Source organism: Phytohabitans rumicis (assembly GCF_011764445.1).
Classification (GTDB): domain Bacteria; phylum Actinomycetota; class Actinomycetes; order Mycobacteriales; family Micromonosporaceae; genus Phytohabitans; species Phytohabitans rumicis.
On record NZ_BLPG01000001.1, the window covers coordinates 6957553 to 6984014 of the forward strand.

Here is a 26462-nt window from a genome sequence, read left to right on the forward strand (position 1 = left end):
AGGTCTGAAGTCCGTACAATATGAGTTACGTAACATCGGCCGGCGCTGAACAATGCGCAAATCGCGCCGCGCACGCGGGCGCCGACCTACGATCACGATGTGCGCCAGGAGGGGCATGGGCGTGTGGTGTGGCTGCGGACCGGGCTGACCGTTCCGTACGTCGAGCGCGGCGATCCGTCGGGGTTGCCGGTGGTCCTGCTCCACGCCTGGGGCGAGTCGTTGGGCAGCTTCGACCGGCTGATGCCGGCGCTGCCGGAGAGCATCCGCGCGCTGGCGCCGGACCAGCGCGGCCACGGCGGCGCCGACAAGCCGCCGTACGGGTACGACCTGTCCGACTACGCCGGCGACGTCGAGGCGTTCCTGGACGAGGTGGGGGTGGCCTCCGCGGTGCTGGTCGGCTCGTCAAGCGGCGGGTACGTGGCGCAGCAGGTCGCCGTCAGCTGCCCGCACCGGGTGTCCGGGCTGGTCCTCGTCGGGACGCCGCGCAGCCTGCGGGAACGGCCGCCGTTCGCCGACGACGTCGACAAGCTCACCGATCCGGTCGACCGGGCCTGGGTGAAGGCGTCCCTGGAGTGGTTTCCGCGCCACCACGACGTGCCCGAGTGGTACCTGGACGACCGGGTCGACGACGGCGTCCGGATGCCCGCGCACGTGTGGCGCAAGGCGCTCGACGGGCTGTGTACGGCGGCGCCGCCCTCCGAGGCCGGCACCATCGCCGCGCCGACGCTCATCATCTGGGGCGGCCGCGACGAGCTGCTGCCCCGGGCGGAGCAGGAAGCGCTCGCGGCCGCCATCCCCGGCTCACGCCTGGTCGTGTACGAGGACACCGGTCACCTGGTGCTGTGGGAGCAGCCCGACCGGGTCGCCCAGGACATCGCGGGCTTTCTCTAACCGAGCGAGGGCACCTTGGTGATGACCTTGTCGATGAAGCCGTACGCGCGGGCCTCTTCGGCGGTGAACCAGCGGTCCCGGTCGGCGTCCAGGACCACCTGCTCGTACGACTGGCCGGTGTGGCGGCCGATCAGCTCCAGCAGCATCCGCTTGATGTGGACCATCTGCTCGGCCTGGATGGCGATGTCGGAGGCGGTGCCGCCCATGCCGCCGTGCGGCTGGTGCATGACGATCCGGGCGTGCGGCAGGCCGTAGCGCTTGCCGGGTGCGCCGGCGCACAGCAGGAACTGGCCCATCGAGCCGGCCATGCCCATGGCCACCGTGGACACGTCGTTGTCGATGAACTGCATCGTGTCGTAGATGGCCATGCCGGCGTACACCGATCCGCCCGGGGAGTTGATCCACAGGGTGATGTCGCGGGTGGGGTCTTCGGCGGCGAGCAGGAGCAGCTGCGCGCAGATGCGGTTCGCCACCTCGTCGGTGACTTCGCTGCCCAGGAAGATGATCCGCTCGCGGAGCAGCCTGTTGTAGACCGAGTCGTCGAGGGTGCCAGCAGGGGATGTCATGTGATCACCGTAGGGACGGGCCGGCGAAAAGGGAGCCACCGTTCGCTGTCAGCGCACGCCTTACGCCGACGGCGAAATCCCGGCGTCGCGGACCAGCAGCGCGGCCTGGACGCGGTTGGCGCAGTCGAGTTTGGTCAGCACCCGGCTCACGTACGTCTTGACGGTGGGCTCGCTCATCCCCAGCCGCCGGCCGATGTCGGCGTTGGACAGCCCCTCGGCGATCAGGTGGACCACGTCGGCCTCGCGGGGTGCCAGCGTCCGCAGCCGGGTGGCGGCCTCCCGGCGGCGGCCGGCCTCGGCGGGCGTGACCATGCCGAGCACCAGCCGGGTGACGGCGGGGGACAGGTACGCGTCGCCGGCGTGGGCGGCCCGGACGGCGCGGATCAGCTCGTCGGGCGTGCAGTTCTTGAGGACGAAGCCCGCCGCGCCACCCTGCAGGGCGCTGAGCACGTGCGGCTCGGCGCCGTACGAGCTCAGCATGACGGTGCGCAACCCGGGCACCTGCCGGCGCAGTTCCTCCAGCGCCGCCAGCCCGTCCAGCACCGGCATCTTGATGTCGAGCAGGGCCACGTCGGCGCGGTGCCGGATGGCGGCGTCCACGGCGGCCCGCCCGTCGCCGGCCTCCGCGACCACCTCGATGTCGCCGGCCGACTCCAGCACCGTACGGATGCCGGCCGTGATCAGCGGTTCGTCGTCGGCCACCAGGACCCGGATCACGCTCAGCCCACGCCTAGCAGCAGGCTCGCGGGCAGCACGATGAACATCAGGGCCGCCGCGGCGACGCCGAGCAGCACCGGGCGTACCCGCGGCACCGCCGGCGCGGCGTGCGGCAGGAGCGCGGACAGGCGAAAAGCCCCGTCCGAGTACTCGTGGCGCAGCAGGCCGCCGGCAAGGCGTACCCGCTCAGAAAGACCGATCAGGCCGTGGCCGCCGGCGGTGGCCGGCCGCGACGGCGCGGGGTTGACGACGGTGACCCGCAGGTCGCGCGGCGAGCGCTCGACGGCGACGGCGACCGGCTGGCCGGGGGCGTGTTTGGCGGCGTTGGTCAGCCCTTCTTCCACGACGCGGTACGCGGCCGGGGGCAGCGGCTGGGCCGGCGCGGACAGCGTGACCGGCACCCCGGCGGCCCGGAAATCGGCCACCAGCGCGGCGACGTCGGTGGGCTCGCGCAGCGCGCCGACCACCTCGTACACCTCGGTCATGGCCTGGCGCGCGGCGGTGGCCAGCTGCCGCACGGCCCGCTGCTGGGGCGGCGGCAGCGGGGTGACCTCCAGGGCGGCGGCCTGGATGGAGACCAGGCTGAGCCGGCGGCCGAGCGAGTCGTGCATGTCCCGGGCGATGCGCAGGCGTTCGTGGAGCCGGGCCTGGTCGGCGAGGGTCGCGGCCAGCCGGTCCTGCTGGGCGAGGTAGCGGCCGACCAGCAGCGGCAGGGCCATGAACACGACGGCGGTGGTGGCGACCTGGGGCAGGCCGTGGGGTGCGCGGGCGGCCTGCACGGCGACGGCGGCCAGCGCGGCGGCGGTCACGGCGAGCGCGTCGCGCCGGGTGGCGATGGCCCGGCCGGCCAGGTAGCCGGTCCAGAGCAGCAGGACGAACGCCGCGCCACCCACCGTCGAGAGCGCCAGCGCGGCGCCGAAGGCGACCAGCGGCATGCGGTACGCCAGGGCGGCGGTGACCGCGTAGAGGGCGGCCACCCACAGCGGGCCGCGGTGCCCGGCGACGAGCAGCGCGGTGTCCGCGGCGACGACGCCGGCGGCGAGGAAATGACGACCCACGACCGAAGAGTACGTGCGCCGCGACTTTGGAGGACTGTGCGCGGACCGGCCCGTTCCTAGCGTGGTGCCCGTGATCGAGGTACATGAGCTGCGCAAAACGTATGGGCGGACGGTGGCGGTGGACGGGTTGTCATTCACCGTGCGTCCGGGGCGGGTGACCGGGTTTCTCGGGGCGAACGGCGCCGGCAAGTCCACGACGATGCGGATGATGCTGGACCTGGACCGGCCGACCGGTGGGCGGGTGCTGATCGACGGCGTGCGCTACCGGGAGCTGCGGCAGCCGCTGCGGCGGGTCGGGGCGCTGCTGGAGGCGAAGGCGGCGCACGGCGGCCGGCGGGCGTACCACCACCTGCTGTGGCTGGCGCAGACGAACGGGATCCCGGCGGCCCGGGTGCGGGAGGTGCTGGCGCTGGTCGGCCTCGACGAGGCGGCCGGGAAGCGGGCCAAGGCGCTGTCGCTGGGCATGGCGCAGCGGCTCGGGATCGCGGCGGCGCTGCTCGGGGATCCGCCGGTGCTGCTGCTGGACGAGCCGGTAAACGGGCTCGACCCGGAGGGCGTCCTGTGGATCCGGAACCTGATCAGAGGGCTGGCCGCGGAGGGGCGCACGGTGTTCGTCTCCAGCCACCTGATGAGCGAGATGGCGCTGACCGCGGACCACCTCATCGTGATCGACCGCGGGCGGCTGCTGGCCGACGCGCCGACCGGCGAGTTCGTCGAGGCGCACGGGTCGGGCTCGCTGGAAGAGGCGTTCCTGCGGCTGGTGGGCGGCGTACGTGGGGGCCTTCGTGCGGGCTGAGCTGACGAAGATCCGGACCGTGCGGTCGACGGTGTGGACGTTGCTGCTGGCGGTGGCCCTCAGCGTCGGGCTGGCCTACCTGCTCGGGCTGAGCTGGCGAAACGCGTACGACCGGCTGGAGAACTTCGACCCCCTCGTCGCCGGGTTCATGCCGCTGACGCTGGGGCAGCTGCCGCTGGTGGTGTTCGGGGCGCTGACCGTGACCAGCGAGTACTCGACCGGCACGATCCGGGCCTCGCTGGCGGCGGTGCCGGACCGGGCCCGCTTCTACGCCGGCAAGGTGCTCGCCGGGACGCTGGTGGCCGCCGTGGTCGCGGTGGTGACGGTGCCGGTCACGTTCGTGGTGGCGCAGGCCGGGCTCGGCCCGTACGGCACCTCGCTCGGCGCGGACGGCGTGGTGCCGGCCCTGGTCGGTGCCTGCCTGTACCTGACGCTGATGTGCGCGTTCGCGATCGGGGTGGCGGCGGCGCTGCGGCACACCGCGCTCGTGCTGGGCATCCTGCTGCCGGTGCTGTTCCTCGGCTCGCAGGGGCTGGGCAACATCCCGGCGATCAAGGCGGTCACGCAGTACCTGCCGGACCAGACCGGCTGGGTCGTCATGCACCTGGCCGGCCCGCAGGACGACCCGCGCTGGGCCCGGGACTACGGGGCGTGGACCGGCCTGGCCCTGCTGGCCCTGTGGGCGGCGGCGGCCCTGGCGGCGGGCTACCTGTCCCTGCGCCGCCGCGACGCCTAGGACGCGCCCTAGTCGGCCAGGCGTTCGGCGGCCGCCGCGGCAGCTTCCGGGTCGCCCACCTCGGCGGCCACGGCGGCGGCGTCCTCCCAGTGCTCGCGGGCGCGGTCGGGTCGGTCCAGGGCCATCTCGGCGTCGCCCAGGTGCAGCAGGGTCCGGCCGAGCCCCGCGTCGGGGCGGCGCTGCCCGCGCAGGCGCAGCGCCTCGGTGAGCAGCTTGCGGGCCTGCTCGCCGCGCGGCGGGTCGGTGTTGACCAGGGCGGCGCCGGCGTTGAGCAGCGCGGCGGCCCGGCCGGCCGGATCATCGAGCCCGGCGTAGACGGACAGCGCGGCGGTCCAGGCGTGGGCCGCGTCCAGGTGCTCGCCGAGCCGCCACTGGGCCAGCACCAGGTTGGTCAGCGCGGCGGCGTACCCGCGCCGGTCGCCGAGCGCCTCGAACGTGTTCGCGGCCTGGACGAGCCGGTGGCGGGCCTTGGCCGGCTCGCCGCGGGCCAGGTAGGCGGCGCCCAGGCCCAGGTCGGTCAGCGCCAGCCCGGCGCGGTCGGCGGGGGAGCGGTGCCGGCGGGCGCGTTCGAGGTGCTCGATCGCCGCGTCGACCTCGCCCTGGTCGAGCAGTGCCAGCGCCAAGTTGGTACGCGCCTGCGCCTGCCCCCGCCGGCCCCGCTCGGTGACCGCGAGGGTCAGCTGGACGGCGGCGCCGTGCGGGTCGCCGCGGTGGCGCCGGATCACGCCGAGCTCGTTGTGTGCCCAGCCGGTGAGGGTGGAACGCTGGCCGGCGATGCGGGTGCCGAGCACCGCCTGGCACACCGCCTCCCACTCGTCGAGCCGGTCCTCGGCGGCGTACCAGGTGCACAGGGCGACCGCGAGCCGGAACCACCAGCGGCGTACCCGGCGCGGCAGCGGCGCCGGCCCGGCCATGCCGGCCACCTCGGTCACCAGCGCGCGGAGCAGGTCGTGGTGCTGTTGCAGCCAGTCCGGGTCGGCGCGTTCGGCCCGGCGGGCCAGGTGGCGTACCAGCCGGGCCTGGGCGTGGATCCGGCTGCGGGTCGGCTCGTCCTGGCGCAGGTGCAGCCGGGCGTACGCGGCCAGCAGCGGGCGGATCGCGTACCGCCCGCCGTCGGCGGCGGTGACGAACCCGGCCTCGGCCAACTCCCGCAGCGCCTCGGTGGGGCGGGTGCGCAGCGCGGCGATCGCGTCCCGGTCCAGCGGCTCGGGGGCGAGCGACATCAGCCGGAACAGGCGCCGGGCGGGGCCGCTGAGCGCCGCGTACGCCACGTCCCGCCCGGTCAGCAGCGGCACCGACTCGGCGTACGGGATGCGCTGGTGCGGCGGGGCGACCACGGCGTGGCGCAGCTCGGCGAGCAGTTCGGTGGTGGGCCAGCCGTGCCGGCCGATCTGGTGCCCCAGCGCCCGTACCGCCCTCGGTTGGCGGCCGCACAGCTCGACCAGGTCGGGGGTGGCGGGGTCGGCGGCCGGGTCGAGCCCGCGGCCCCGGCTGGCGGCGGACGCCCGCGCGGCGACCAGCAGTTCGGCCGCGTCCGCCGGGTCGGGCTCGTCGAGCCGGCGCGCCGATACACCATCCACAGTGGACAGCATGGGGGTGCCGGCCAGCAGCAGCCGGCAGTGCGCGGCGGGCGGCAGCAGGTGGCGCACCTGGGCGGGGTCGGCGACGTTGTCGAGCACCAGCAGGACGCGGCGTTCGCCGAGCCGGTGCCGGATCTGGGCGCCGGTGACGGCCAGGTCGGCGGCGCGCGGGGAGCGGGGCCGCGCGGCGCCGACCTTGCGGGCGACCGCGGCCAGCACCTGGCGGGGGCGCAGCGGCCGGCCGTTGGCGCGCAGGTCCAGATACACCTGCCCGTCCGGAAACCGGTCCCGCACCGTGTTGGCGGCCTGCACCGCGCACGCGGAGGTGCCGACGCCGCGCCGGCCCACCAGGGCGACGGCGTGCTCCGTTTCCAGGGCCTTGCGCGCCCAGGTGACGTCGTCGGTCCGCCCGGCGAACCCGGAGATGTACGGCAGGTCGGTGGGCACGCCGGCCGGCTGCGGCGAGACCGGCGGGGTCGGCTCGGACGCCTGCTGCCACTCCAACTCGCGCCGCTTGCGTACCTCCAGGACGATCAGCACCGTCCCGGCGACCGTGGCCAGGGCGCCGGCCACCGCCCAGGCGAGGGGGCCGAGGTTGGTGCCGACCTCGTTGGCGATGAGGTTGGTGGCGATGCCGCCGGCGAGCGAGGCCGCCACGACGACGGCCGCGCTGACCCGCTGCCATCTCATTTCATCGCCCCGGTGACCAGGCCGCGCACGACCTGCCGGCGGAACACGATGACGAGCAGCACCGGCAGCACGGAGGCGATGACCGAGCCGGCCGCCACCGGCCCGCTGTTGGCGACGAACTGGCGGGTCTGGCCGTACAGCGCCAGCCCGAGCGGGAGCGCGTCCGGGCCGCCGAAGAGCAGGCCCACCACGAAGTCGTTCCACACCTGCACGAACTCCAGCACGCACACCGCCACCACGGCCGGCACGGTGGCCGGCGCCAGGCGGGCCAGCACGCTCCACTCTCGACGGCCGGCCAGCCGGGCCTGCCGGACCCGTTCCAGCGGGACGTCGGCGAGGGCGTTGCGCAGCACCAGCACCGCGAACGGCGCGCCGAGCGCCACGTGCACCAGCGCCAGCCCGGCGAACGAGCCGGCCAGCCCGATCCAGTCCAGCACCTCGGTGACTGGGCCGGCGATCACCTGTACCGGCACGACCGCCGCGCCGAGCAGGACGACGCCGGCGGCCTGCGCGCCGGGCGGGGACAGCCACGCCAGCGCGTACGCGGCCAGCAGCGCCACCGCGAGCACCACGACGGTGACCACGATGGACAGTGCCGCGGTCAGGGTGAGGGAGCGGGCCAGCCCGCCGTCGAAGACGGACTCGTACGAGCCGAGCCCGACCGGCGCGGTCCACCAGCCCTGGGTGGCGGCCTCCCGGGGCGCGTGCAGCGAGGTGGCCACCAGCACGACGAGGGGGATGGCCCACCACACCGCGGCCACCGGTGGCAGCACCCGCCGTACCAGCCTCGGCACCACAGTGGACGGTGTCGCGGGCGGGACCGGTGGGCGCGGTGGCGGCGGCCACGCCTGCCGGGACCACAGCGCGGCGCCCAGCACGCCCAGGCCGAGCGCCGCCAGCCACAGCACGCCGAGCGCGGCCGACGGGCCGGTCACGGTGCCGCCGGAGGTCTGCCAGATGCGTACCGACACCACGGACGCCTCGTCCAGCACCGAGCCGGGCGCCATCACCAGGATCAGGTCGAAGGTGCGCGCCGTCGCCAGGGCCACGAGCGCGAAGACGATCGCCACGGTCCGGCGTAGCAGCGGCCGCCAGTGCGCGTCGCGGAACGCGTCCAGCCGGGTGCCGCCGTACGCCCGGACCGCGTCGGAAAGCACCGGCGGCAGCGCGTCGAACGCGGCCCGGAACACCAGCACCGCCAGCCCGACCCAGGCCCACACGAACGCCGACATCAGCGCCACCGTGATCATCTTGGGGCCGAGCCACAGCCCGCCGGTGAGCCAGGTGGCCGTACCCCGGTCCGGATCCGGGTCGTACAGCAGCCGGAACGTCACGCCGGTGACCACCAGCGGCAGCGCGATCGGGGCGACCAGGATGAGCGTCACCAGCCGGCCGCTGGAGGTCCGCCGCGACGCGGCGGCCAGCAGGTAGCCCGCGACCGTGACCACCGCCGGCACCACCGCCGCCCACAGCAGCGTGCGGCCCAGCACGGTCCAGCCGCCGTCCTCGGCCAGCGCGGTGCGGAAGTGGTCCAGGCCCACGAACCGGCCGCCGTCCGTGACGCTGGCGTACGCGGTGCGCAGCACCGGCCACAGCACCAGGCCGCCGAGCAGCAGCGCCGCCGGCAACAGCAGCGCCGCCGTGGTCCCGACGGTCGGGTACGCCCGGCCGCGTCGCGCCGGACCCACGTCGTCGAGGACCAGGGTCTCGCCGAGCAGCACCCCGCGTTCGCTCATTTTTGGGCTCGCCTCGCTGCGGTGTTGAGGGCGTGGACCGCGTCGTCGACCGCGCCGCGCGGGTCGGCGTCCCGGGCGGTGACGGCGGCGAAGAAGTCCTGCAGGATCTTCCACACGCCCTGCCCGTCGAAGCCGGTGAGGCTGCCCGGCATCTGGTCGGACAGGTCGAACAGGAAGCCGTCGCCGGGGTTGCGGATCTCGGCGACGAAGGTCCGCTGTGGATAGCGCTGCACCGGGATCGACAGGTTGGGTGACAGGTAGCCGCCGTTGGCGATCCACGGCGCGAAGGCGTCCGGCCCGGTCAGCCAGTCGACCAGGTCCCGGCCGTCGGGCGAGTCGCGCAGCACCACGGCCGCGTCGCCGCCGACCACCAGCGGCTGCCGGCCGCCGAACCCGGGGAAGCGGAACGTGCGCGGGTCTTCGGCGCCCTCCGGCGGCTGGAAGCGCCGTACCGTCCCGGCGACGAAGTCGCCCTCGAACACCGTCACCGCGCGCCGGCTCGTCACCTGGATGACCGACTCCTCGAACTGGGTGAGCAGGGCGCGCTGGGCGCCGCCGGCCACCGCGCCGGGGATGCTCCAGATCCGGGCCAGGTCGTTGAACGCGTTGCGCACCTGCCAGGCGTCCCAGCGCGGTTCGCCGGCGGCGAGGCTGCGGTACAGGTCGGCGTCCTCGAAGCCGGCGAGCAGGTTTTCCAGCCAGTCGGTGAGCACCCAGCCGTCCGCCGCGCCGATTGCGAGGGGGGCCGGTCCGCCGGCGCGGGCGGTCGACTCGACCATCTGCAGCAGCCCGGTCCAGCTGCGTGGCGGGTTGGGCAGCATCGACGGCAGGTACCAGAACAGCGACTTGTGGGCCGCCTTCACCCACGCGCCGTAGAGCTGACCGTCCACTGTGAGCAGCTCGGTCCACGGGGTGGCGAAGCGGCCGGCGAGCGTGGCGTCGAGGGGTTCGAGCCGGCCGGCGCGGGCGTACTCGGCGACCAGGCCCGGCCGGGGCAGGATGGCCACGTCCGGTCGGGCACCGGCCCGGTCCCGGGCGCGCAGCAGAGCGTCGATCTCGTCGCCCGCGCTGATCACCTCCACGCGCCGGCCCGGATAGCTGCGTACGACGTCCCGAAACAGCCCCAGCTCGCTGCCGCTCCACACGACGGCCACCTCCAGGGCGCCGCTGGATCTGGCGCACCCGGCGGTGACGGCGGCGAGGCCGGCGGCCAGCACCGCGCGCCGCGTCGGGCCGGTCACGGCGTGATCACCAGGACCGCCATCTGCGGGGTGGCGGGGAGGGTGGCGCGGGCGACCAGGTCGGGGAGGGTGATCTCGGGGTCGGGGGTGTCCACCACGAGGGCCTCGGGCAGGCAGACCGCGGCGCGGGCGAGCGCGACCCGCAGCCGCTGCGCGTCGGAGAGCTGGTGAGGGCGCAACTCCAGGGTGGGGACCAGTTCGAGGCGGTGCGTGACGGTGGCGGCCCAGTCGCGGGACAGCTCCCGGACGACCTCGCGCCGGCGCAGGCCGTACTCGATGTTGTCGCGGACCGTCAGGTGGGCAGCAGTCCGCCGCCGGCGGGGATGTAGCCGATCTGGCGGGCGGCCGGCGGCTGGTCGGTGACGTCGCGGTCGGCGACGTACACCCGGCCGGACAGCGGGGCGGCGAGGCCGGCGACGGTGCGGGCCAGTGCCGTGCCGGCGGCGGGCGTGGCCTGGACCGCGGTGATCTCCCCGGGCCTGACGCGCACGGACAGGCGCAGCTGGCTGCCGTCGTCCGGCACCGGCACCACGAGGTCATCGATCCGGAGCGCGTTCCTCACCTCCCCCAGGGGACCGCGCGCAGACGGTAACCGCCTGGCAACAGAACCGCAACCCGGCTCGCGGGAGCGCTCCCGGAGATGCAAGGAAGGGCACCTTGTTATCGCTTTTTGACGAGGAAGGGTCCCTTGCTAACAGGTCAGTCTGCTGTGGAGAGGGCGGGCTCCGCGGGAGTTGTGACGGGGTGGCGGAGGCCGGGGTGGTCGGGGGGTAGCGAGCGCCGGATGACCCACCAGCTCACCGCGAGGCAGGCGGCGACCAGCGGCCAGGTCAGCACGGCCCGGGCCGCGCCGAGCGCCATCACCTGGTCGGCGGCGTACAGGGGCAGGAACACGGCGAGCCGCACCGCGTACTGCAGCACCCAGATCCAGCTGGCCCGGCCGTACGCGCGCAGCAGGTCGGGGTCGCGCCGCCAGCGGGTGCGCTGGCGCAGGACCGTGCCGACCACCACGCCCAGCAGCGGCCAGCGCAGCACGATGCTGACCGTCCAGGCGAGGGCGCTGGCCGCGTTCGTCACGAGCTGCAGCAGGAAGAAGTCGGCCGCCCGCCCGGTGCGCAACGCGATCAGCGCGGCCACGCACACCGCGAGCAGCCCCACGAGTACGGCGCGCGGGCGGTCGCCACGGGCCAGTCGCCAGCCGGCCACGGCGAGGCCGACGGCCAGTGCGCCGATCACCCCGCCCCACAGGGAATGCCCGGCCACGAGCCAGCCCACCGCGAAAGCCAGCGGCGGCAGTGTGGCGTCGACCGCGCCACGCCTGCCGCCGAGCAGATCGGCGAGCGACTCGTCCCTCACATTAGGAGACCCTAACCTAGCGATGCGGGTCAGTCACACAGCGAGGGAACCATCGGAGATGGCAGGATCGGGCGATGACGGATCGCTGGGGGATGACGGTGCCGCTGTCGGGTGTCCCGCTGGCCGAGCACGCCGGCGTGTACGCGGCGTTGGCCGAGGCGGGCTTTACCGACCTGTGGTCGTCCGAGGTGGCCGGCGCCGACGCGTTCACGCCGCTGGCCCTGGCCGCGGCGTGGCGGCCGGACCTGCGGCTGGGTACGGCGGTGGCGCCGGTGTTCACCCGCGGGCCGGGGCTGCTGGCGATGAGCGCCGCCGCGCTGGCCGAGGCGGCGCCGGGCCGGTTCGTGCTGGGCATCGGCGCGTCCTCGCCGGTCGTGGTGCAGGGGTGGAACGCGGTGCCCTTCGCCGACCCGTACGGCCGCAGCCGGGACGTGCTGCGGTTTCTGCGCGCGGCGTTGCGCGGCGACACGGTGGACGGGGAGTTCGGCACGTTCACGGTGCGCCGGTTCACGCTGGAGCGGCCGCCCGCGGTGCCGCCGCCGATCCTGCTGGCCGCGCTGCGCCCCGGGATGCTGCGGCTGGCGGCGGCCGAGGCGGACGGCACGATCCTGAACTGGCTGGCGGCCACCGACCTGCCCCGGGTGGTGGACGCGCTGGGCGGGCGCCGCCCGGGGTTCGAGATCGTCACCCGGATCTTCGTCTGCCCGACCGAGGACGCCGGCTACGCCCGCGCCGCCGGCCGCCGCCTGATCGCCGCCTACCTGACCGTGCCGGCGTACGCGGAGTTTCACCGCTGGCTGGGCCGGGCCCCGGTGCTGGACCCGGTGTGGCGGGCGTGGGCGGCCGGTGACCGGCGCGGTGCCGCCGCGGCCGTGCCGGACGAGCTGGTCGACGAGCTGATCGTGCACGGATCGCCGGAGCGGTGCCGGCGGCTGATCCAGGAGTACGTCAAGGCGGGCGTCGACACGCCCGTCCTCGCGCTGCTGCCCACGCCCGAACCACCGGCCCTGGCCGGCCTCGGCCCCGGGGCCGGATCAATCAGGAGCTGGGCGCGGAGCGATCAGCCCGGATTGAGCCGGCAACCGGGGCCGAAGCGAGCGGAGCGAGCCAACCAGCAGGCCCCGTCCATCGTGGAGGTCTGAGGATGAAGCTGGACGGTCGGGTCGCGGTCATCACCGGCGGGGCGGGCGGCATCGGGGCGGCGTTGGCCCGCCGGTTCGCCGCCGAGGGCGCGGCCGGCGTGGTGGTCGCCGACCTCGACGGTGCCGCGGCCCGCGCGGTCGCCGCGGAGATCGGCGGCGTCGGGGAGCAGGTCGACGTCACCGACGAAGACCAGGTACGCGGGCTGGTGGCGGCCGCCGAGCAGCGGTACGGCCGGATCGACCTGTTCTGCGCCAACGCCGGGATCACGGTCGGGCTCGGCATCGAGGCGCCGGACGCCGACTGGCAGCGGGCCTGGGCGGTCAACGTGCAGTCCCATGTGTACGCGGCTCGCGCGGTGCTGCCCGGGATGCTGGCGCGCGGCGAGGGCTACCTGCTGCACACCTGCTCGGCGGCCGGGCTGCTGACCGCGGTGGGCGACGCGCCGTACACGGTCACCAAGCACGCCGCGCTGGGCCTGGCCGAGTGGCTGTCCGTCACGTACGGCGATCGGGGCATCCGGGTCAGCGCGCTGTGCCCGCAGGGCGTGCGTACGCCAATGCTGACCGACGGCTTGGCCGCCGGGCACGTGGGTGCCCTGGTGACGGCCGCGTCCGGCGCGGTGCTCACCCCCGAGCAGGTCGCCGGGTCGGTGGTGGACGCGTTGGCCGAGGAGCGCTTCCTGATCCTGCCGCACCCGGAGGTCGCGGCGTACACCCAACGCAAGGCCGCCGACCCGGACGGTTGGCTGGGCGCTATGCGGACGATGGTGGCTCGCCTCGGCGGCGGCTAGCGGAGCGGGACCAGCGCAGCGGGCCGGGGTGCAGGGACCACCACAGGCGGCGCCACCAGGAGCGGCGCGAGCGCAGCTCGTCCGCGTACGCCACGGCCTGGGCGCCGGCGCGCTGGGCCTGTGCCTCGTCCGTCGCGAACGGGGCGAACGTCGCCTGGTTGACCAGGCCGGCCAGGTCGTCCAGCGGCGGCGCGGCCTTGCGTACCTGGGTGGCCCGCCGGCCCTCGGCGGCGACGTGCGCGTGCGTGGCGACCTCGGTGGCGTCCAGGTGCGAGCCGGCCGGCCGGCCGGCGAGCCGCAGCGCGTCGCTGACCTCCAGCCAGGCTCCGGCGACCCGCTGCGCCGGCGGCCCGTGCCCCAGGCGGCGCCGGCGCAGCCCGCGTCGCATGGTCAGGACGGCGACGGCGGCACCCCCAGGACCAGCACCAGCAGCGTGCTCAGCCCGCCCGCGATCACCGCGCCGGTCAGGGCGCCGCCGGACGTGCCGGCGTCGGCGATCGGGGTGGCCGGGGCGCTCGATTCGGCGGTCTCGGTGGGCGCGTTGGTCGGCTCTTCGGTCGGCGGGTCGGTGGGTGGCTTGAAGTCCTCCTCGACCGGGCGGGGCTCGGTGTCCGGCTTCGGCATCGGGTCGAACGGCACCCAGCCCACGCCCTCGAAGAGCACCTCCGGCCAGGCGAACGCGTCGGCGCCGCGGACCGGGCCGTTGCCGGTCGCCGACTGGAAGCCGACGACCACCCGGGTCGGCAGGCCCATGAGCCGGGCGAGCACCGCATAGGCCGCGGCGAACTGCTCGGATGTGCCCTCCTGCCCGCCGCCGTTGCGCGGACCGAACAGGAAGAAGCCCAGGTTCGGGTACGCGTGGCCGCTGGGCGCGTCGGCCGAGATCCGGTAGTGCGTGCCGAGGAACTCCTCGATCGCGACCGCCCGTTGGTACGGCGCGCCGTTTTCGGCGGCGATCTGGTCGGCCAGGCGCTGGATCTGCTCGGGCACGCCCTCGCCGAGGCGCAGGACCCGGGCCACCGCGTCGCCGGATGGCACGTCCGCGGCGGACAGCAGGCCCAGGTCCGGGGCTTCGCGGGTGGAGGTGACCGTGTAGCGCAGTCCGGCGGTGAGTCCTTCGGGCCGGATGAGTGTGCCGCTGCCCGGGTCGTACGCCACCCGGGCCCCGTCCACCCCGGTGGGGAGGCGACCGCGGGCAGCAGCCGCCCGGTGAGGTCGGCGATCGTGATGTCCTGCCGGACGGTGTCCACTGTGGAGTTCGGGAGGACGCTGGGTGGGGGCAGCACCCGGCCGGCGTTGCGGTACGTGGCGCCGACCCGCCAGGTGATCCCGTCGTAGTCGTTGAGTACAGCCAGCCGGATCCGCAGCGGGCCGCCGGGCTGGCTGGCCACGTCGAGCAGGTGCTGGTCGGGGTTGAGCGCCCAGCCGGAGATCCGGATCAGCGGGTTTTCGTCGAGGCTGTCGATCTGCGGCGGCTGGACGTACTTGCGCGGGTCGACGGGGCGGGTACCCACCTGGTCGGCCACGAACGGCCCCACCGTCGCGGCGAGCACCACGACCGCGGCCAGCCCGGCGGCGGCGCTGGCGGCGACGCGTACCCGCATGGCGGTCCGGACCGGCGCGGTGATCTCGCCGGGCGCGGCGGCCGTGGGCGGCCGTCCGGTCACCGCGAGGCCGGCGGCGGCGATCGCCGCGAACGCGAGCGTCGGCCATACCGCGGGGTCGGCGTTGGGGCCCACGACGTAGAGCGCGCCGGCGTACAGCCCGGCCGGCGCGGCGTAGCCCAGCAGCACCCGGCCGGCGCGCACCGCGATCTCCGTGCCAGCCAGCCCGGCCAGCCAGGCGCCGACCACCGGCACCAGCACCGTGTCGGGCGTCGGCTCCACCGGGATCATGGCGGTGAGCAGGCGCGGGATGCCGTTGCGGGCGGCGTCGGACAGCACCTCGGCCAGGCCGCCGGGCAGCTGCGCCCGGGACGCGGCCAGCTGCAACGCCAGCACCGTGTAGATCGCCATCGTGGTCACCGAGACCGGCGCGACCAGCCACGACGGCATCCGCCGGGTGGCGGCGCTGACGCCGACCGACCCGATCGCCGCGCCGACCACGAGCTGGGGCAGCAGCGGGCCGGCGTAGATCCGCGCCAGCGCCGCACCGGTCAGCGCCACGAGCAGGACCAGCACCACGGGTACGACGGCGCCCCGCAACAGCCTCACCACCGTGCCTCCAGGTGAGCGAGCGCGGCGGCGCCTGGAGGCAGCGCCTTCCCGGCGGCGGCAGCGTTCGCGAGTGGTCCCGGCTCGCCGCGCCGCCGGGAAGACGCTGCCGCGCCGCCGCCCTCGCTCACCACCGCTGGACGCCTTCCCACTCGGCGGCGAAGTCCGTGCCGTCCTTGGCGTCCAGCATGATCATGCCGTCGACCGCGGCCGGCGTCGGGCCGTGCGAGCCGAACATCCCGACCACGATCGCCGGGTACGGCCCGCGCAGCGCGCCCACGAGTCCCAGGTCGGCGGCCCCGCCCGGGCCGGTGAGGAAGATGAGCGTGTCGCCGGGCTTTTGCTGGCGCAGCCGGGTGGTGGCCGCGCCCAGGTCGCCGTCGCGGTGCAGCGCGGCCTCGGCCAGCCGGTCCAGGAAGTCGCCGCCGCTGGTCGCGCTCCCGGACACCAGGTGCAAGGTGACCGGCACGTCTTCGCGGGTGGCGGCCGCGACGATGGAGGCGGCGGCCTCGCAGGCGGACTCGAACGTCTCGTCGACGCTCTCGGTGGGATGGGCGGCCGCCCGGTCGTCCAGCAGCACGACCAGGCGCGGCAGGCTGGTGTCGAGGTCCTCGCGCACCATCAGCTCGCCGACCTTCGCGCTGGTACGCCAGTGCACCCGGCGCAGCTCGTCGCCCACGACGTACTCGCGCAGGGAGTCGAAGGTGATCGTGCCGTGCGGCACCCGGTCGAGGCGGCCGTCGAGGCTGCGGGCGACCCCGGCCGGGATGGCGGTCAGGTGGTGGATCCGCGGGTGCACCCACACCGTGGTGGTCTGGCCGTGCGACCGGGCCAGCGCGACCAGGCCCAGCGCGTCGCGCCGGGTGACCCGCAGCGGGCCGACCGGGATCACGCCCCGGTGGTGGGTCGGCACCGGGTAGCTGACGGTGGTGTCGCGGCCGGGGCGCAGGCGCAGCAGCGGCACGGGCACCGGCCGGGCGCCGCACCGGTCCTCGGCGATCAGGCTGGCCGAGGCGAGCCGGCCGGTGTTGCGCACGGTCAGCGTCATCGTGGCCGGGTCGCCGCGGGCCACCCGGTCGGGGTCGGCGACCCGGGTGACGGCCAGGCCGGGCCGCCACGCCGCGTGGACGAACGCGCATCCGCTCGCGATCGCGGCGGCGCTGCCGAGCACGGTCAGCTCCGGGTAGCCGGCCCAGAAGCCGGCCACCAGCAGTACGCCGGCGCTGGCCGCCAAACCGATGCCGCGCGGGGTGAGCCGCATCTATCCGGGCGGGGGTTGGTGGCCGGCCGGCAGCGGCACCGGCACCTGCTGCACCGCGTCGCGCAGCACGTCGGCGGAGGTGACCCCGCGCAGCTGGGCGTCGGAGGACAGCAGGATCCGGTGCGCGAAGACCGGCTCCAGCAGGGTCTTGAGGTCTTCGGGCAGCACGAACCCGCGCCCTTCGATGAGGGCGTACGCGCAGGCCGCGCGGGTCAGGGCGATCACCCCGCGCGGGCTGACCCCGACCCGGACGTGCGGGTGGTTGCGGGTGGCGGCGGCCAGCCGGACCGAGTACGCGTAGAGCGGGTCGGCGATGTGCACGCGCTGCGCCATCGCCACCATCTGCCCGAGCATGTTGGTGTCGGCGACCGCCTCCAGTGCCTCCGGCGAGCGCATGGTGGCTCCCCGCAGCACCTCGATCTCGACCGCCTCGCTCGGGTAGCCCACCGACAGCTTGACAAGGAACCGGTCGAGCTGCGCCTCGGGCAGCCGGTAGGTGCCGTCCATCTCGACCGGGTTCTGCGTCGCGACCACGAGGAACGGCCGCGGCACCGGGTGCCGTACGCCGTCGACGGTGACGGTGCGCTCCTCCATCACCTCCAGCAGCGCGGACTGCGTCTTCGGCGAGGCCCGGTTGATCTCGTCGGCGATGACGACGTTGGCGAAGACCGGCCCGGGGTGGAACTCGAACCCCCGGGTGGCCTGGTTGAAGATCGTCACACCGGACACGTCGGCCGGCAGCAGGTCGGGCGTGAACTGGATACGCCGCCACTGCCCGCGGATGGTGGCGGCCATCGCGCGGGCCAGCGTGGTCTTGCCGACGCCGGGCACGTCTTCGAGCAGGACGTGCCCCTGCGCGAACAGTGCCGTCAGGGCAAGCCGCACGACCTGCGGCTTGCCCAGCACGACCGCGCCGATGTTGTCGGCCAGCCGCGCGGCCAGCTGGGCGAAGCCCTGCACGTGCTGCGGGGTCAGCGCCTCGACGTGGTGGTTGACGGTCGCGGTCATCAGCAGCTCGGCAGGGGTCCGAGGTCGTCCGGGTCGGACACGCCGTTGACGTTGAACCAGGCGAACGACATGTACCGCTCGGCCCCGCTCCACCGGATCCGGATCCAGACGCTCGTGCTGTCGTCCGGGCTGGTGCCCATCTTGCCGGGGTTGTAGACGTAGTCGTTGATGCCCTCCCCGGTGGTGTGGCAGATCGCCTCGATCTGCCCGCCGTTGCTGCCGCGGCCGATCTGCGTGGTGCTCAGCGAGGTGCCGCTGAACACGCCCATGCCGTTTCCGCTGTCGTTGCACCACACCCGCTGCGCCGGGTCGCTGCTGCCGGTGTTGTTGACGCAGACCGACTTGCCGTACACCTTCTCGGTGGTCCGGGTGCCGGACGCGGTGCCGTCGCCGGCCGCGTTGGTGGCGGTGAACGTGTAGTCGTACGCCGTGCCCGGCTGCAGGCCGGTGACGCTGAGCGAGTCGCAGCCGCCGCTGACGGTCTTGCCGCCCGCCGTGAGCTTGCACGAGGCCTGGCCGCCGCCGTCGTTGACGCTCACGGTGACCGTCGCCGTGGTCTCGGTCACGCCGCCGCCGGTCACGGTGACGGTTGGCTTTGCCACGGTACGCGCTGTGCCGGTGACCTCCGGGCCCTCGCCGGCCTCGTTGACGGCCCGCACCTTGACCGTGACGGTTTCGCCCTCGCCGAAGCCGGTCAGCTCGACCGCGTTGCCGGTGACGTCCTGCTTGTTGCCGTTGGCCTCCACGACGTACTTCGTGATGGGCCGGCCGTTCTCCGCGGGCGTCGCCCAGGAGACCTTGATCGTGCCGGCCTTGTCGGCGACCGTGGTCGCCTGCACGGCCGGCGGCGCGTCCGGCACCTTGAACGGCACCACGCTGCCGCTGATCGGCGACGGCTCGGACGCCCCGCCCCGCTCGTTGACCGAGACGACCTGGAACGCGTACTGGTTGCCGTACTCCAGCTCGCCGGCCGGGACGACCAGCTCGGTCGAGGTCGACTCGCCGGCCGGCGCGGTGGCGCCCGCCGCGACCGCGGTGACCACGTACTTCTTGATCTGTAGGCCCTGGCCGTTGGCCGCCGGCCACGTGACCGCGACGGTGCCGTCCGGGCGCGCCTCGGCGGTCACGCTGGCCGGCGGGTCCGGCACCTCCGAGGTGGGCACGACCGGGTTGCTCTGCCGCTCCGGACCGGCGCCCTCCTCGTTCACGGCGTGCACGGAGAACCGGTACTCCTGGCCGTTGACCAGGCCGGTGATCTGCACGGAACGCTGGTTGGCGCCCACCTCGATGGTCTTGCCAGCACCCTCCACCACATATTTGGTGATGTCGGCGCCGTTGGGGTTGGCGGCCCGCCAGCTCACCTGTACCTCGGCGTTGCCCGCCGTGGCGGTCACCGACCGCGGTGCGCCCGGCTTGCCGACCGGCGGGTCCTTCTCCACCGGCGGCGGGGGAGGGGGCGGCGGGTCGCCGCCGAGCACGTCGTTGGCGTACTTGTCGACCTCGCGCACCTGGTGCTTGTCGTCGACCACCGTGGCGACCTGCGAGTTGGGTGCGTTGATGAACAGGTAGTTTTCCCGCACCTCCAGCTCGAGCGGGCCACTGGCGCCCTTGACCTCGAACTTGTTGACCAGCTGGCCGTTCTCGTCGAAGACGTACACCGTGCCGCTGGACTCGTCGGCGGCGTAGAACCGGCCGGCCCAGGCGACCGCCGGCTGCAGCTTGGCGCCGTCGCCGGGCACCGGGAAGTCCTTGACCGCGTGGTCGTCGACGATCCACACGTGGCGCTCGTCGGGCACCGTCACCGGGATCTTCCCGCCGTCCGTACGCGTCGGCAGCGCACCCAACCCGTTCATGGTCAGCGGGGTGGTGCTCTTCTGCTCGCCGCGGACCGTGGTCAGCGTCTTGGTGGTGCGGTCGAGCACGGCGACGCCGTTGTCCAGCGTAGAGATGGTCAGGTCGTGGCTGGGGTCGGCCACGTCGACGGTGCGGATCTGCTTGGGGCTCACCCCGCTGCCACCGGCGCCGCCCGCGGCCGCCGGCTCGGAGGGCAGCGGCGCCGCGGTCACCGCGGACACGGTGCCCTCACTGGGCACGGCCACCCACAGGTTGCCGCCGCCGTCGAAATGGCCGCCGGTCAGGCCAGGCGGGTAGCGCACCGGCTCGCCGATCGGCACCAGCGAACGCGGGTCGAGCTGGCGCACCACGCCCTGCACCGCGTCGACGACGAACGCCGCGTCGTCCTGCAGCGCGACGCTCACGCCGAGGCCGGCGGTGGTCTGGGTGGTGGCGGTGACCTGCAGCGTGGCCAGATCCAGCGAGCTGACCTGCCCGGTGTTGAGGTCGCGCAGGAGCAGGAACCGGTCGGTCTGGGTCACCTGCATCGAGTGCCCTTGGCCGCGCGGGATCTGTAGGCGGGTGTCGACCCGGCCGGTGACGCCGTTGACCCGCGCCATCTCGCTGCGCACCGTGCTCCACAGCCAGGCGCTGGCGTCGTAGTTGGCGACCGCGTGGTCGGCGGCGCCCAGCCCGAGAATCGTCAGGCCCATGGCGACCACGAGCGCCAGAACCGTGGCGATCGTGACCAGGCCGCCGCGCTTGAGCGATCGGCGCTTGCCTGGTGCCTCCGGTGTGCTTGTCGGTGTTGCGCTTGCCATGCCGGTGCCTGTGGTGACCACAGTCGGCCGTCCTCCCCACCCCGTACGCGGACCCGGTAGCCCACGCGCTATCGTGCTGCGTTCCTCCCCCAAAATGCCGGGTGCCATCATAGGGCCACTTTTGGGTAGCGGGATACCCGCTGTGGATACACCCCACCAAGGCTGTGGATAACCCCGATGACCTTGGCTTCCGCGCAGGTCGTTCCAGTTGCGCGTGATCTTGGTAACTGTGGATTACTGCGGAGTCGGGGAGTTGCGCTCCGTACACACCTGGCCCGATGTGGCGTACTGGTCGGTGCTGTAGACGGCCAGAACCGTGAAGCAGTAGCCCAGCCGGGGATTGAGCCCGTTGATGGTATAGGTCGTCTCGCCGGGGCTGACGGTGGCCATCGCCCGGTGCTGCCGGCCGGTCTGCGCACCCGACACGATGAACGGCACGGTGCCGTCGCTCGGGTCCTTCCAGGTGACCGTGATCGCCGTACCGTCCACCCGCAGGCTCAGCTCGGTGGGCGGGTCGCCGGCCAGCCGCGGTCCCTGCGTCTGCCGCGTACCCGGGTCGTCGCCCCCGCTGTTCATGAACACCTGGATACCGACGAACCCGGCCGCCACCACGGCGGCCGCCGCCGCGATCATCGCGGCCACTGTCGCGCCGCGCACCCGGCGAGGCGGCCTTACCTGGTACGTCGGTTCCTGGCTGTAGTTGGGCGTGTGGACCGGTGCCGGGTGGATCGGGGCGGGTGGCGCACTTGGCTGCGGTGCGCTCGGGATGCTGAACGCCGCTGACGAGGGAAACTGCATCGGCGGTGGTGGCGGCGGGAGCTCCGGCGGGATGGTCAGCTCCACCGACGGCTGGGCGTCGCCGAGGTACTCCCGCGCCGCCCGTACCGTCCAATGCTCGTCGCCGAGCACCGCGGGCCCGTGCGCGGCCACCCGGCCGAACGCCCGGCGGGCCTCGTGCCGGTTGCCGAGCTCCTCGGCCACACCGCCCAGGTCGAACGAGATCGCCAGCATCAGCGGGTGCGCGTCGCCGAGCCGCAACTGCCCCGCCCCGTACGCCTCCTCCAGCACCCGCCGCGCCGCCGCCGGATCGCCCGCCTCCCGGTGCAGGCCGGCCAGCACATGCGCGGTGGCCAGCACCTCCGGGCTATCCTCGCCGAGCGCGGCCCGAGCCCCCTCCAGCGTCTGGTCGAGCATCACCCGGGCGTTGGATAGATCACCGGCGTCGCGCATGGCACGAGCGTTCTGCTGCGCGAGGGCAAGGTGAGACGGCTGCGACACGCCCGTCATGCTGCCTGCCGGCCTGCGTGTCGCGCTACCCGGGGTCCCGTCGCTACCCCAGAGCTGCCGTAACGTCCAACTCGACGAGCTGCCCGGTGAACCCCAACCGGGCCACGCCCAGCAGCGTGCTGGCCGACGTGAACGCCGGCGCCAGCGGCGAGGCCAGGAAGCGGTCCCATACTTGCGACAACACCGCCCCGTCGTCGCTCACCACGTAGATCACCGTCCGGACCACCCGCTCCGGCCCGGCCCCGACCGCCGCGAGCGCCGCCACCGCATTGGCCGCCACCTGGTCGACCTGCGCATCGAAGCCGCCGTCCACCACCGCACCGCTCGCGTCCAGCGGACACTGCCCCGCCAGGTACGCCGTACGCCCGGCCGCGACGACCGTGACGTGGTGATATCCGGGAGTATCGTGCAGATTGTCCGGGTTGATGCGGGTGATTGTCATGGGGAAGTCTGGGGGACCGGCGCCCCGTCGCCGCTGGATTTTGCCCGCGTCGTGGACGGCGTGGGCTGCTGTGCGTCGCCCGCCCGAGCCGTGTACAGTGATGCCCCGTGCGGCCCGCCGGGCAGCTACTGGACGGTGCGCCCGTTCCATGGCGCCCGGTAGAGTGGACGCACAAGTCCGGGTGGCGGAATGGCAGACGCGCTAGCTTGAGGTGCTAGTGCCCGTATAGGGCGTGGGGGTTCAAGTCCCCCTCGGACACCGATTTGTAGCATTTGTGCCACGCTTTGAGTGCCTGTGGTCAAGGGCGTTCCAGCACGCCTTGGTCGCATGGCTGCGACATCCCATCTGCATCGGCATCGCCGCACGGGGGTGGGTCCGATGAGCGCCGGTGTGGTGTCCCCGGTGGTTCCATACCTGGCTCCTGGGCGGGCTGAGGCCCGCTGGGCCGCCCCACCGCGCCCACCGCTGCCTGAGCTGTCCCGTGCCCGGGACCGAGCCACCGTGTACGGGCTGGCCACGCTCGACGATCGTGGTCGGGTCGCTGACCGTGCCTTGATCAGGTCGCTTGGGTGGGTCGGCGGTACCCGTCTGGACATTTGCGAGGTGCGTGGGCTTGTGCTGGTCCGGGCTGACCTTTGTGGTGTGTTCGCGGTGACTGGGCTGGGCCATGTGCGCTTGCCGGCGGTGGTCCGCCACCGGTGCGATCTGGCCGGTGGGGATCGCGTCCTGCTGGCCGCCGACCGTGCCCAGGGCCGGCTGGTGGTGCACCCCCGGTGATGCTGGATGCGATGGTCGACCAGCTGTACGCCGCGGTCCTGGGTGGTGAGGCGGCATGAGCGGGCCATCGAACCCTGAGTCACGGCAGGCCGAGGTGCAGGCTGCTCGGCTGCTGCTGGCGAGGTTGGGTGTCTCGCCGCTGGACCTGCTCCAGACCACGCCGACCCAGTCTGCGCCGACGTTCACCGAGTACATCCCGGTGGTGGCTGCCGCGGTCAGCGACGGCACCCGCCGTGTGTACGGCAGCTACTGGGCGAGGATCGAGCAGGAATGGGGTACGCGGCGGCTGGATGAGCCAACCCCGTCGCAGATCGAACGGCTCACCGAGCACGTCAAGAAGAACGTGGTCGTGCGCCGCAACGGTCGCGGTGGCCGCAGTGCCGCGGAGCACCTGATCGCGGCGATGCGGTGCCTGTACAACCATGCAGTCAAGGATGGGCACATTCCGGAGGCTGACAATCCGGCCCGGAAGGTGGCCAAGCCGCGGCGCCTGCCCAGTACTCGCCGGGCGGTCATGGACATGCGCCTGGCCGAGATCAACACGGTCGCGGCCGCGACAGGTGACGACCCCGCGCTGGACAGCACGCTGCTGCGGCTGCATACAGAGACCGCCTGCCGGCGTGGAGGAGCGCTTGCACTGCGACCGGCTGACCTGGACCCAGACCAGTGCCTGATCATGCTGCAGGAGAAGGGCGGCACCGTGCGGTGGCAACCGGTCTCACCCACCCTGATGACCCATCTTGTGGCACATGCTGAAGAACGACACGCACCAGCGACCGGCCAGTTGCTGCGTTACCGCAGCGGCCGTCCGATCACCTACCGCCGCTACGACCACCTCTGGACCCGCATCGGCCGACACCTGCCCTGGGTGACCACCCAGGGCATCAGCACCCACTGGCTCCGGCACACCACCTTGACGTGGGTGGAGCGAACCTTTGGCTACGGCGTTGCCCGCGCCTACGCCGGACACAGCGACAGCAGCGCCGACGCCGGAACGACCACCACCTACATCCGGGCCACCATCCACGAGGTCGCCGCCGCGCTGTCCGCCCTCACCGGCGAGCCACACCCACTCGCCTTAGGCAACCAACCAGCGGTGTAACCAGGGGGTCCAGGCGTCAGAAGTAGGTCTGACAGGAATGTCAACTGTGGCCCTACCGCTGGTGCGATCAGCACCTGCGGAAGGGCCGCCGTCCTGAGGCGTTTGCGGAAGGTCGGCATCCTCCGCCCAAGACGGATACATCCTATCGAGCAGCCCATCTTGTGCGCGTACTTGCAGGCTGATGACCCTATGGACGGCTGGTGGGGGCGCTCGCCGACATCTCAACACAGCACGATTCGTGGCCAGCGGTGACGTGAAGGAGTGTGGGTTCGAATCCCCGGCGGTCCCGTACAACATGGGAACGCGCCGTGACCAGCGACAACACCACGTTTGTCGGGCTGGATGGTACGTGGGCGCTGCCGCCACGGGGTTGATCAGGTGGGTGAGGTCGGGTGTACGGCGGTGGGTTGGTAGTAATTTTCGCGGTACCGCAACGTCGTGCGGCGGTCGATCGGGTCATGATCGTCGCTGTCTGCACTCTTGCCTAGGCGGCTGAGTAGCTCCCCGGCGTCAGGCGTGGGAGCCACTCAGCCTTGGTCAGTTGTGGGGCCAGACCCGGACCGGCACCCGGGGGAACGCCGTCGTGAGGAACTCCTCGGTGAGGCGGTCGCGTAGCAGGCAGTCCGGCCAGGTGTCCAGCACTTCGGGCAACTCCCCCGGCCACCAACTCCGGCGGCTGGTCCGCGCCGCCGCCGACACCGCCAGCCACGAACGCGATTTCCTGCAACGCCTCCGCGCATCCGGCCTGCTCGTGCGAACCCGCACCAGCGCCACCGGCCCGAACCAGCTCATCGGATACGCCGTCGCGTTACCTGATGACCGCAACGCGGCCGGAGACACGATCTGGTACAGCGGCACCAGCCTCGCCGCCGACCTCACCCTGCCCAAACTGCGACAATGCTGGCCATCGCAATAACCAGTGACACGTCCACCATGTCACTAGAGACCTTTCGGGTGGAGGTTTGTCGTCTGTCCACAATGCTTCTTCCGGGTGATCGCTTTCTGTGGGTTTGTCCGCTTGGGTTGATGGTCATGAGGTACGGCGACGGCGGCGGGCTCAACCAGGCGGCACGGGTGCGGCGTGAACAGGTCCGCAGGCGGGCCGCGGACCTGTTCGCCCAGGGTGTGGGGCCGGTCGAGGTCGCCAAACGGTTAGAGGTGTCGGAAAAGTCGGCGTGAGCTTCCCCCGTAGGCCGGACACCCGAGGTGTGGGGTCAACGGTCGTGATCAGACGGGGTGTGGAGTTTCTCGAACTCGATGGGACTGCGCATTCCGAGGCTGGAATGGCGTCTTACCGGGTTGTACCAGCATTCTATCCATTCGAAGATAGCGTTGGCAAGCTCGTCGCGGGTCTTCCATTTCTTGCGGTCGAGTACCTCTAGTTGTAGAGTTCCCCAGAAGGATTCCATCATGGCGTTGTCGTAGCAGTCGCCGACGGTACCCATCGAGCCGAGCAGACCGGTTTTCCGCAGACGCTGACCGAAGTCCCATGATGTGTATTGGGTGCCGTGATCGGAATGCAGAATCGTTTCCTGCCGGGCTGGTGGGCGGCGGACGATCGCCATCGACAACGCGTCCAGGACCAGCTCGGTACGAAGATGATCGGCCATGGAGTAGCCGATGATCCGCCGACTGTAGGCGTCCATGACCGCGGCGCAGTACAGCTTGCCCTCCTCGGTAGGGTGTTCGGTGATGTCGGTCAGCCACAACCGGTTCGGCGCGTCCACATCGAACTGTCGGTTGACCAGGTCCGCCGACGGCGTGGCCTGCGGGTCACGGACGGTGCACCAGGACCGGCGCCGGTAGTACAGGCCCTGGATGCCCGCCGACCGCATCAGCCGGGCCACCCGTTTCTCATTCACGTGCAGGCCCACGCCGAGGGTCAACTCAGCGTGTACCCGGGGCGACCCGTACGTTTTCTTCCGCGGATCAGCGTGGATTTTCTCGATGTACCGCAGCAGCATCTCGTTCTCCTGCTCCCGCGCCGATACCGGCCGATCCTTCCATTCGTAAAATCCGGAGCGGGACACACCCAGCACTCGGCAGGCCACCGCGACGTCGATGCCGTCATCGGCGAGTTCTCGGACCAACCCGAACGCTACTTTGGGAGCACATTCTCCCGGGCGAAGTAAGCAGCCGCCCGCTTGAGAATCTCATTCTCCACCTCAAGCTGCCGGTTACGGCGGCGCAGCTCGGCCAACTCCTTCTTCTCCGCACTGCTCAACCGACCCGCACCGCCGCCGCCGGCGTCGTCGACGTCGGCCTGGGCCATCCAGTTACGCAGACACGACTCGCTGATACCCAAATCCTTCGCCAACATCGCGACCGGTTTGTCGCCGGTCCGGGCCAACTGCACGGCTCGCTGGCGGAACTCTGCAGGGTGTGGGGCAGGCATGAGACGACATCCTTCCTGGAAGC

22 protein-coding genes, 1 tRNA gene and 3 pseudogenes are annotated in these 26462 nt (G+C 73.0%); 10 read left to right on the forward strand and 16 right to left on the reverse strand.

Translation table 11 applies throughout. From position 1 onward, the window contains the following. Positions 1–99: 99 nt before the first annotated feature. Positions 100–891, forward strand: coding sequence for an alpha/beta fold hydrolase (locus Prum_RS31650; protein ID WP_218577416.1), 792 nt, complete (start codon positions 100–102; stop codon positions 889–891). Here the strand turns inward: Prum_RS31650 and Prum_RS31655 are convergent. From Prum_RS31655 to Prum_RS31665, 3 genes are read right to left on the reverse strand one after another with little or no spacing between them, the layout of a single operon-like run. After that, positions 888–1457 (reverse strand): ClpP family protease, encoded by a 570-nt coding sequence (locus tag Prum_RS31655; RefSeq protein ID WP_173079790.1) that lies wholly within the window; start codon positions 1455–1457, stop codon positions 888–890. The two genes, Prum_RS31650 and Prum_RS31655, sit on opposite strands and share 4 nt — an antisense overlap. 60 nt (positions 1458–1517) lie before the next feature. Next, positions 1518–2174 carry a response regulator gene (locus Prum_RS31660; RefSeq protein ID WP_173079791.1) on the reverse strand — a complete coding sequence of 219 codons (657 nt, stop codon included), beginning with the start codon at positions 2172–2174 and terminating at the stop codon, positions 1518–1520. A 2-nt stretch (positions 2175–2176) separates the two neighbouring features. Beyond that, complete coding sequence (locus Prum_RS31665) at positions 2177–3232, reverse strand: sensor histidine kinase (RefSeq protein WP_173079792.1); 1056 nt, start codon at positions 3230–3232, stop codon at positions 2177–2179. A 70-nt stretch (positions 3233–3302) separates the two neighbouring features. Here Prum_RS31665 and Prum_RS31670 point away from each other — a divergent pair. Both Prum_RS31670 and Prum_RS31675 read left to right on the forward strand, forming a co-directional pair. Beyond that, positions 3303–3950 (forward strand): annotated as a pseudogene (locus Prum_RS31670) (ABC transporter ATP-binding protein); the annotation flags it as partial. A 67-nt stretch (positions 3951–4017) separates the two neighbouring features. Next, a complete protein-coding gene (locus Prum_RS31675; protein WP_218577417.1) occupies positions 4018–4764 on the forward strand; it encodes an ABC transporter permease in 747 nt (248 codons plus the stop codon). Positions 4765–4772: 8 nt separating this feature from the next. Here the strand turns inward: Prum_RS31675 and Prum_RS31680 are convergent, their stop codons facing one another. The 6 genes from Prum_RS31680 to Prum_RS31705 form a co-directional block, all read right to left on the reverse strand. Next, a complete protein-coding gene (locus tag Prum_RS31680) occupies positions 4773–7034 on the reverse strand; it encodes a tetratricopeptide repeat protein (protein ID WP_173079795.1) in 2262 nt (753 codons plus the stop codon). Beyond that, entirely contained in the window at positions 7031–8770 is a 1740-nt protein-coding gene (locus tag Prum_RS31685) for an ABC transporter permease (protein WP_173079796.1), read from the reverse strand. The genes Prum_RS31680 and Prum_RS31685 overlap by 4 nt, the downstream gene beginning before the upstream one ends. Continuing rightward, complete coding sequence (locus Prum_RS31690) at positions 8767–10011, reverse strand: ABC transporter substrate-binding protein (protein WP_173079797.1); 1245 nt, start codon at positions 10009–10011, stop codon at positions 8767–8769. Before Prum_RS31690 ends, Prum_RS31685 begins: the two co-directional genes overlap by 4 nt. Continuing rightward, positions 10008–10190, reverse strand: a complete 183-nt coding sequence (locus tag Prum_RS31695) for a hypothetical protein (RefSeq protein ID WP_173079798.1) — start codon at positions 10188–10190, stop codon at positions 10008–10010. Before Prum_RS31695 ends, Prum_RS31690 begins: the two co-directional genes overlap by 4 nt. Before the next feature lie 113 nt (positions 10191–10303). After that, the gene (locus Prum_RS31700) at positions 10304–10573 is read right to left on the reverse strand and encodes a hypothetical protein (RefSeq protein WP_173079799.1); all 270 of its coding nucleotides are present in this window, start codon (positions 10571–10573) and stop codon (positions 10304–10306) included. A 137-nt stretch (positions 10574–10710) separates the two neighbouring features. Continuing rightward, on the reverse strand, positions 10711–11367 hold the full coding sequence (locus Prum_RS31705; RefSeq protein ID WP_246278216.1) for a DUF3159 domain-containing protein: 657 nt from the start codon (positions 11365–11367) through the stop codon (positions 10711–10713). Between the two features lie 92 nt (positions 11368–11459). Here Prum_RS31705 and Prum_RS31710 point away from each other — a divergent pair. Together Prum_RS31710 and Prum_RS31715 are read left to right on the forward strand one after the other, a co-directional pair. After that, positions 11460–12365, forward strand: a pseudogene (locus tag Prum_RS31710) (LLM class F420-dependent oxidoreductase); the annotation flags it as partial. Positions 12366–12511: 146 nt separating this feature from the next. Next, on the forward strand, positions 12512–13300 hold the full coding sequence (locus Prum_RS31715; protein ID WP_173079800.1) for an SDR family oxidoreductase: 789 nt from the start codon (positions 12512–12514) through the stop codon (positions 13298–13300). Here Prum_RS31715 and Prum_RS31720 read toward each other — a convergent pair. From Prum_RS31720 to Prum_RS31745, 6 genes and pseudogenes are all read right to left on the reverse strand, one after another. Then, a pseudogene (locus Prum_RS31720) lies at positions 13263–15516 on the reverse strand (transglutaminase TgpA family protein). The gene Prum_RS31715 and the pseudogene Prum_RS31720 overlap by 38 nt on opposite strands. 124 nt (positions 15517–15640) lie before the next feature. Further along, complete coding sequence (locus Prum_RS31725; protein ID WP_173079801.1) at positions 15641–16774, reverse strand: DUF58 domain-containing protein; 1134 nt, start codon at positions 16772–16774, stop codon at positions 15641–15643. After that, complete coding sequence (locus tag Prum_RS31730; RefSeq protein WP_173079802.1) at positions 16775–17782, reverse strand: AAA family ATPase; 1008 nt, start codon at positions 17780–17782, stop codon at positions 16775–16777. Continuing rightward, positions 17782–20436, reverse strand: a complete 2655-nt coding sequence (locus Prum_RS31735) for a fibronectin type III domain-containing protein (RefSeq protein WP_173079803.1) — start codon at positions 20434–20436, stop codon at positions 17782–17784. Before Prum_RS31735 ends, Prum_RS31730 begins: the two co-directional genes overlap by 1 nt. A gap of 234 nt (positions 20437–20670) precedes the next feature. Further along, a complete protein-coding gene (locus Prum_RS31740) occupies positions 20671–21714 on the reverse strand; it encodes a fibronectin type III domain-containing protein (RefSeq protein WP_281369058.1) in 1044 nt (347 codons plus the stop codon). A gap of 52 nt (positions 21715–21766) precedes the next feature. Then, on the reverse strand, positions 21767–22165 hold the full coding sequence (locus Prum_RS31745) for a RidA family protein (protein ID WP_173079805.1): 399 nt from the start codon (positions 22163–22165) through the stop codon (positions 21767–21769). Positions 22166–22338: 173 nt separating this feature from the next. On the opposite strand from Prum_RS31745, the gene Prum_RS31750 reads away from it, so the two are divergent. The 5 genes from Prum_RS31750 to Prum_RS31770 all read left to right on the forward strand — a co-directional run bounded on the left by Prum_RS31750 (position 22339) and on the right by Prum_RS31770 (position 25223). Then, positions 22339–22422: transfer RNA gene (locus tag Prum_RS31750), tRNA-Leu, on the forward strand. Positions 22423–22807: 385 nt separating this feature from the next. Continuing rightward, positions 22808–22942, forward strand: a complete 135-nt coding sequence (locus tag Prum_RS53965) for a hypothetical protein (RefSeq protein WP_281369059.1) — start codon at positions 22808–22810, stop codon at positions 22940–22942. Between the two features lie 55 nt (positions 22943–22997). Further along, entirely contained in the window at positions 22998–24044 is a 1047-nt protein-coding gene (locus Prum_RS31760) for a tyrosine-type recombinase/integrase (protein ID WP_173079806.1), read from the forward strand. 631 nt (positions 24045–24675) lie between these two features. Then, entirely contained in the window at positions 24676–24960 is a 285-nt protein-coding gene (locus Prum_RS31765) for a hypothetical protein (protein ID WP_173079807.1), read from the forward strand. 116 nt (positions 24961–25076) lie between these two features. After that, a complete protein-coding gene (locus Prum_RS31770; RefSeq protein ID WP_178132670.1) occupies positions 25077–25223 on the forward strand; it encodes a hypothetical protein in 147 nt (48 codons plus the stop codon). Positions 25224–25258: 35 nt separating this feature from the next. On the opposite strand, the gene Prum_RS31775 is transcribed toward Prum_RS31770, so the two are convergent. Next, a protein-coding gene (locus tag Prum_RS31775; protein ID WP_371871390.1) for an IS3 family transposase occupies positions 25259–26439 on the reverse strand; the annotation gives its coding sequence in 2 pieces (ribosomal slippage) (positions 25259–26145 and positions 26145–26439; 1182 coding nt in all). Positions 26440–26462 lie beyond the last annotated feature (23 nt).

Excerpts from the sequence above, each read along its gene's own strand:
- Prum_RS31655 (WP_173079790.1), bottom strand. The coding sequence starts at position 1,457 with ATGACATCCCCTGCTGGCACCCTCGACGACTCGGTCTACAACAGGCTG.
- Prum_RS31680 (WP_173079795.1), bottom strand. The coding sequence starts at position 7,034 with ATGAGATGGCAGCGGGTCAGCGCGGCCGTCGTCGTGGCGGCCTCGCTC.
- Prum_RS31685 (WP_173079796.1), bottom strand. The coding sequence starts at position 8,770 with ATGAGCGAACGCGGGGTGCTGCTCGGCGAGACCCTGGTCCTCGACGAC.
- Prum_RS31715 (WP_173079800.1), top strand. The coding sequence starts at position 12,512 with ATGAAGCTGGACGGTCGGGTCGCGGTCATCACCGGCGGGGCGGGCGGC.
- Prum_RS31725 (WP_173079801.1), bottom strand. The coding sequence starts at position 16,774 with ATGCGGCTCACCCCGCGCGGCATCGGTTTGGCGGCCAGCGCCGGCGTA.
- Prum_RS31730 (WP_173079802.1), bottom strand. The coding sequence starts at position 17,782 with ATGACCGCGACCGTCAACCACCACGTCGAGGCGCTGACCCCGCAGCAC.
- Prum_RS31735 (WP_173079803.1), bottom strand. The coding sequence starts at position 20,436 with ATGGCAAGCGCAACACCGACAAGCACACCGGAGGCACCAGGCAAGCGC.
- Prum_RS31745 (WP_173079805.1), bottom strand. The coding sequence starts at position 22,165 with ATGACAATCACCCGCATCAACCCGGACAATCTGCACGATACTCCCGGA.
- Prum_RS31760 (WP_173079806.1), top strand. The coding sequence starts at position 22,998 with ATGAGCGGGCCATCGAACCCTGAGTCACGGCAGGCCGAGGTGCAGGCT.
- Prum_RS31770 (WP_178132670.1), top strand. The coding sequence starts at position 25,077 with ATGAGGTACGGCGACGGCGGCGGGCTCAACCAGGCGGCACGGGTGCGG.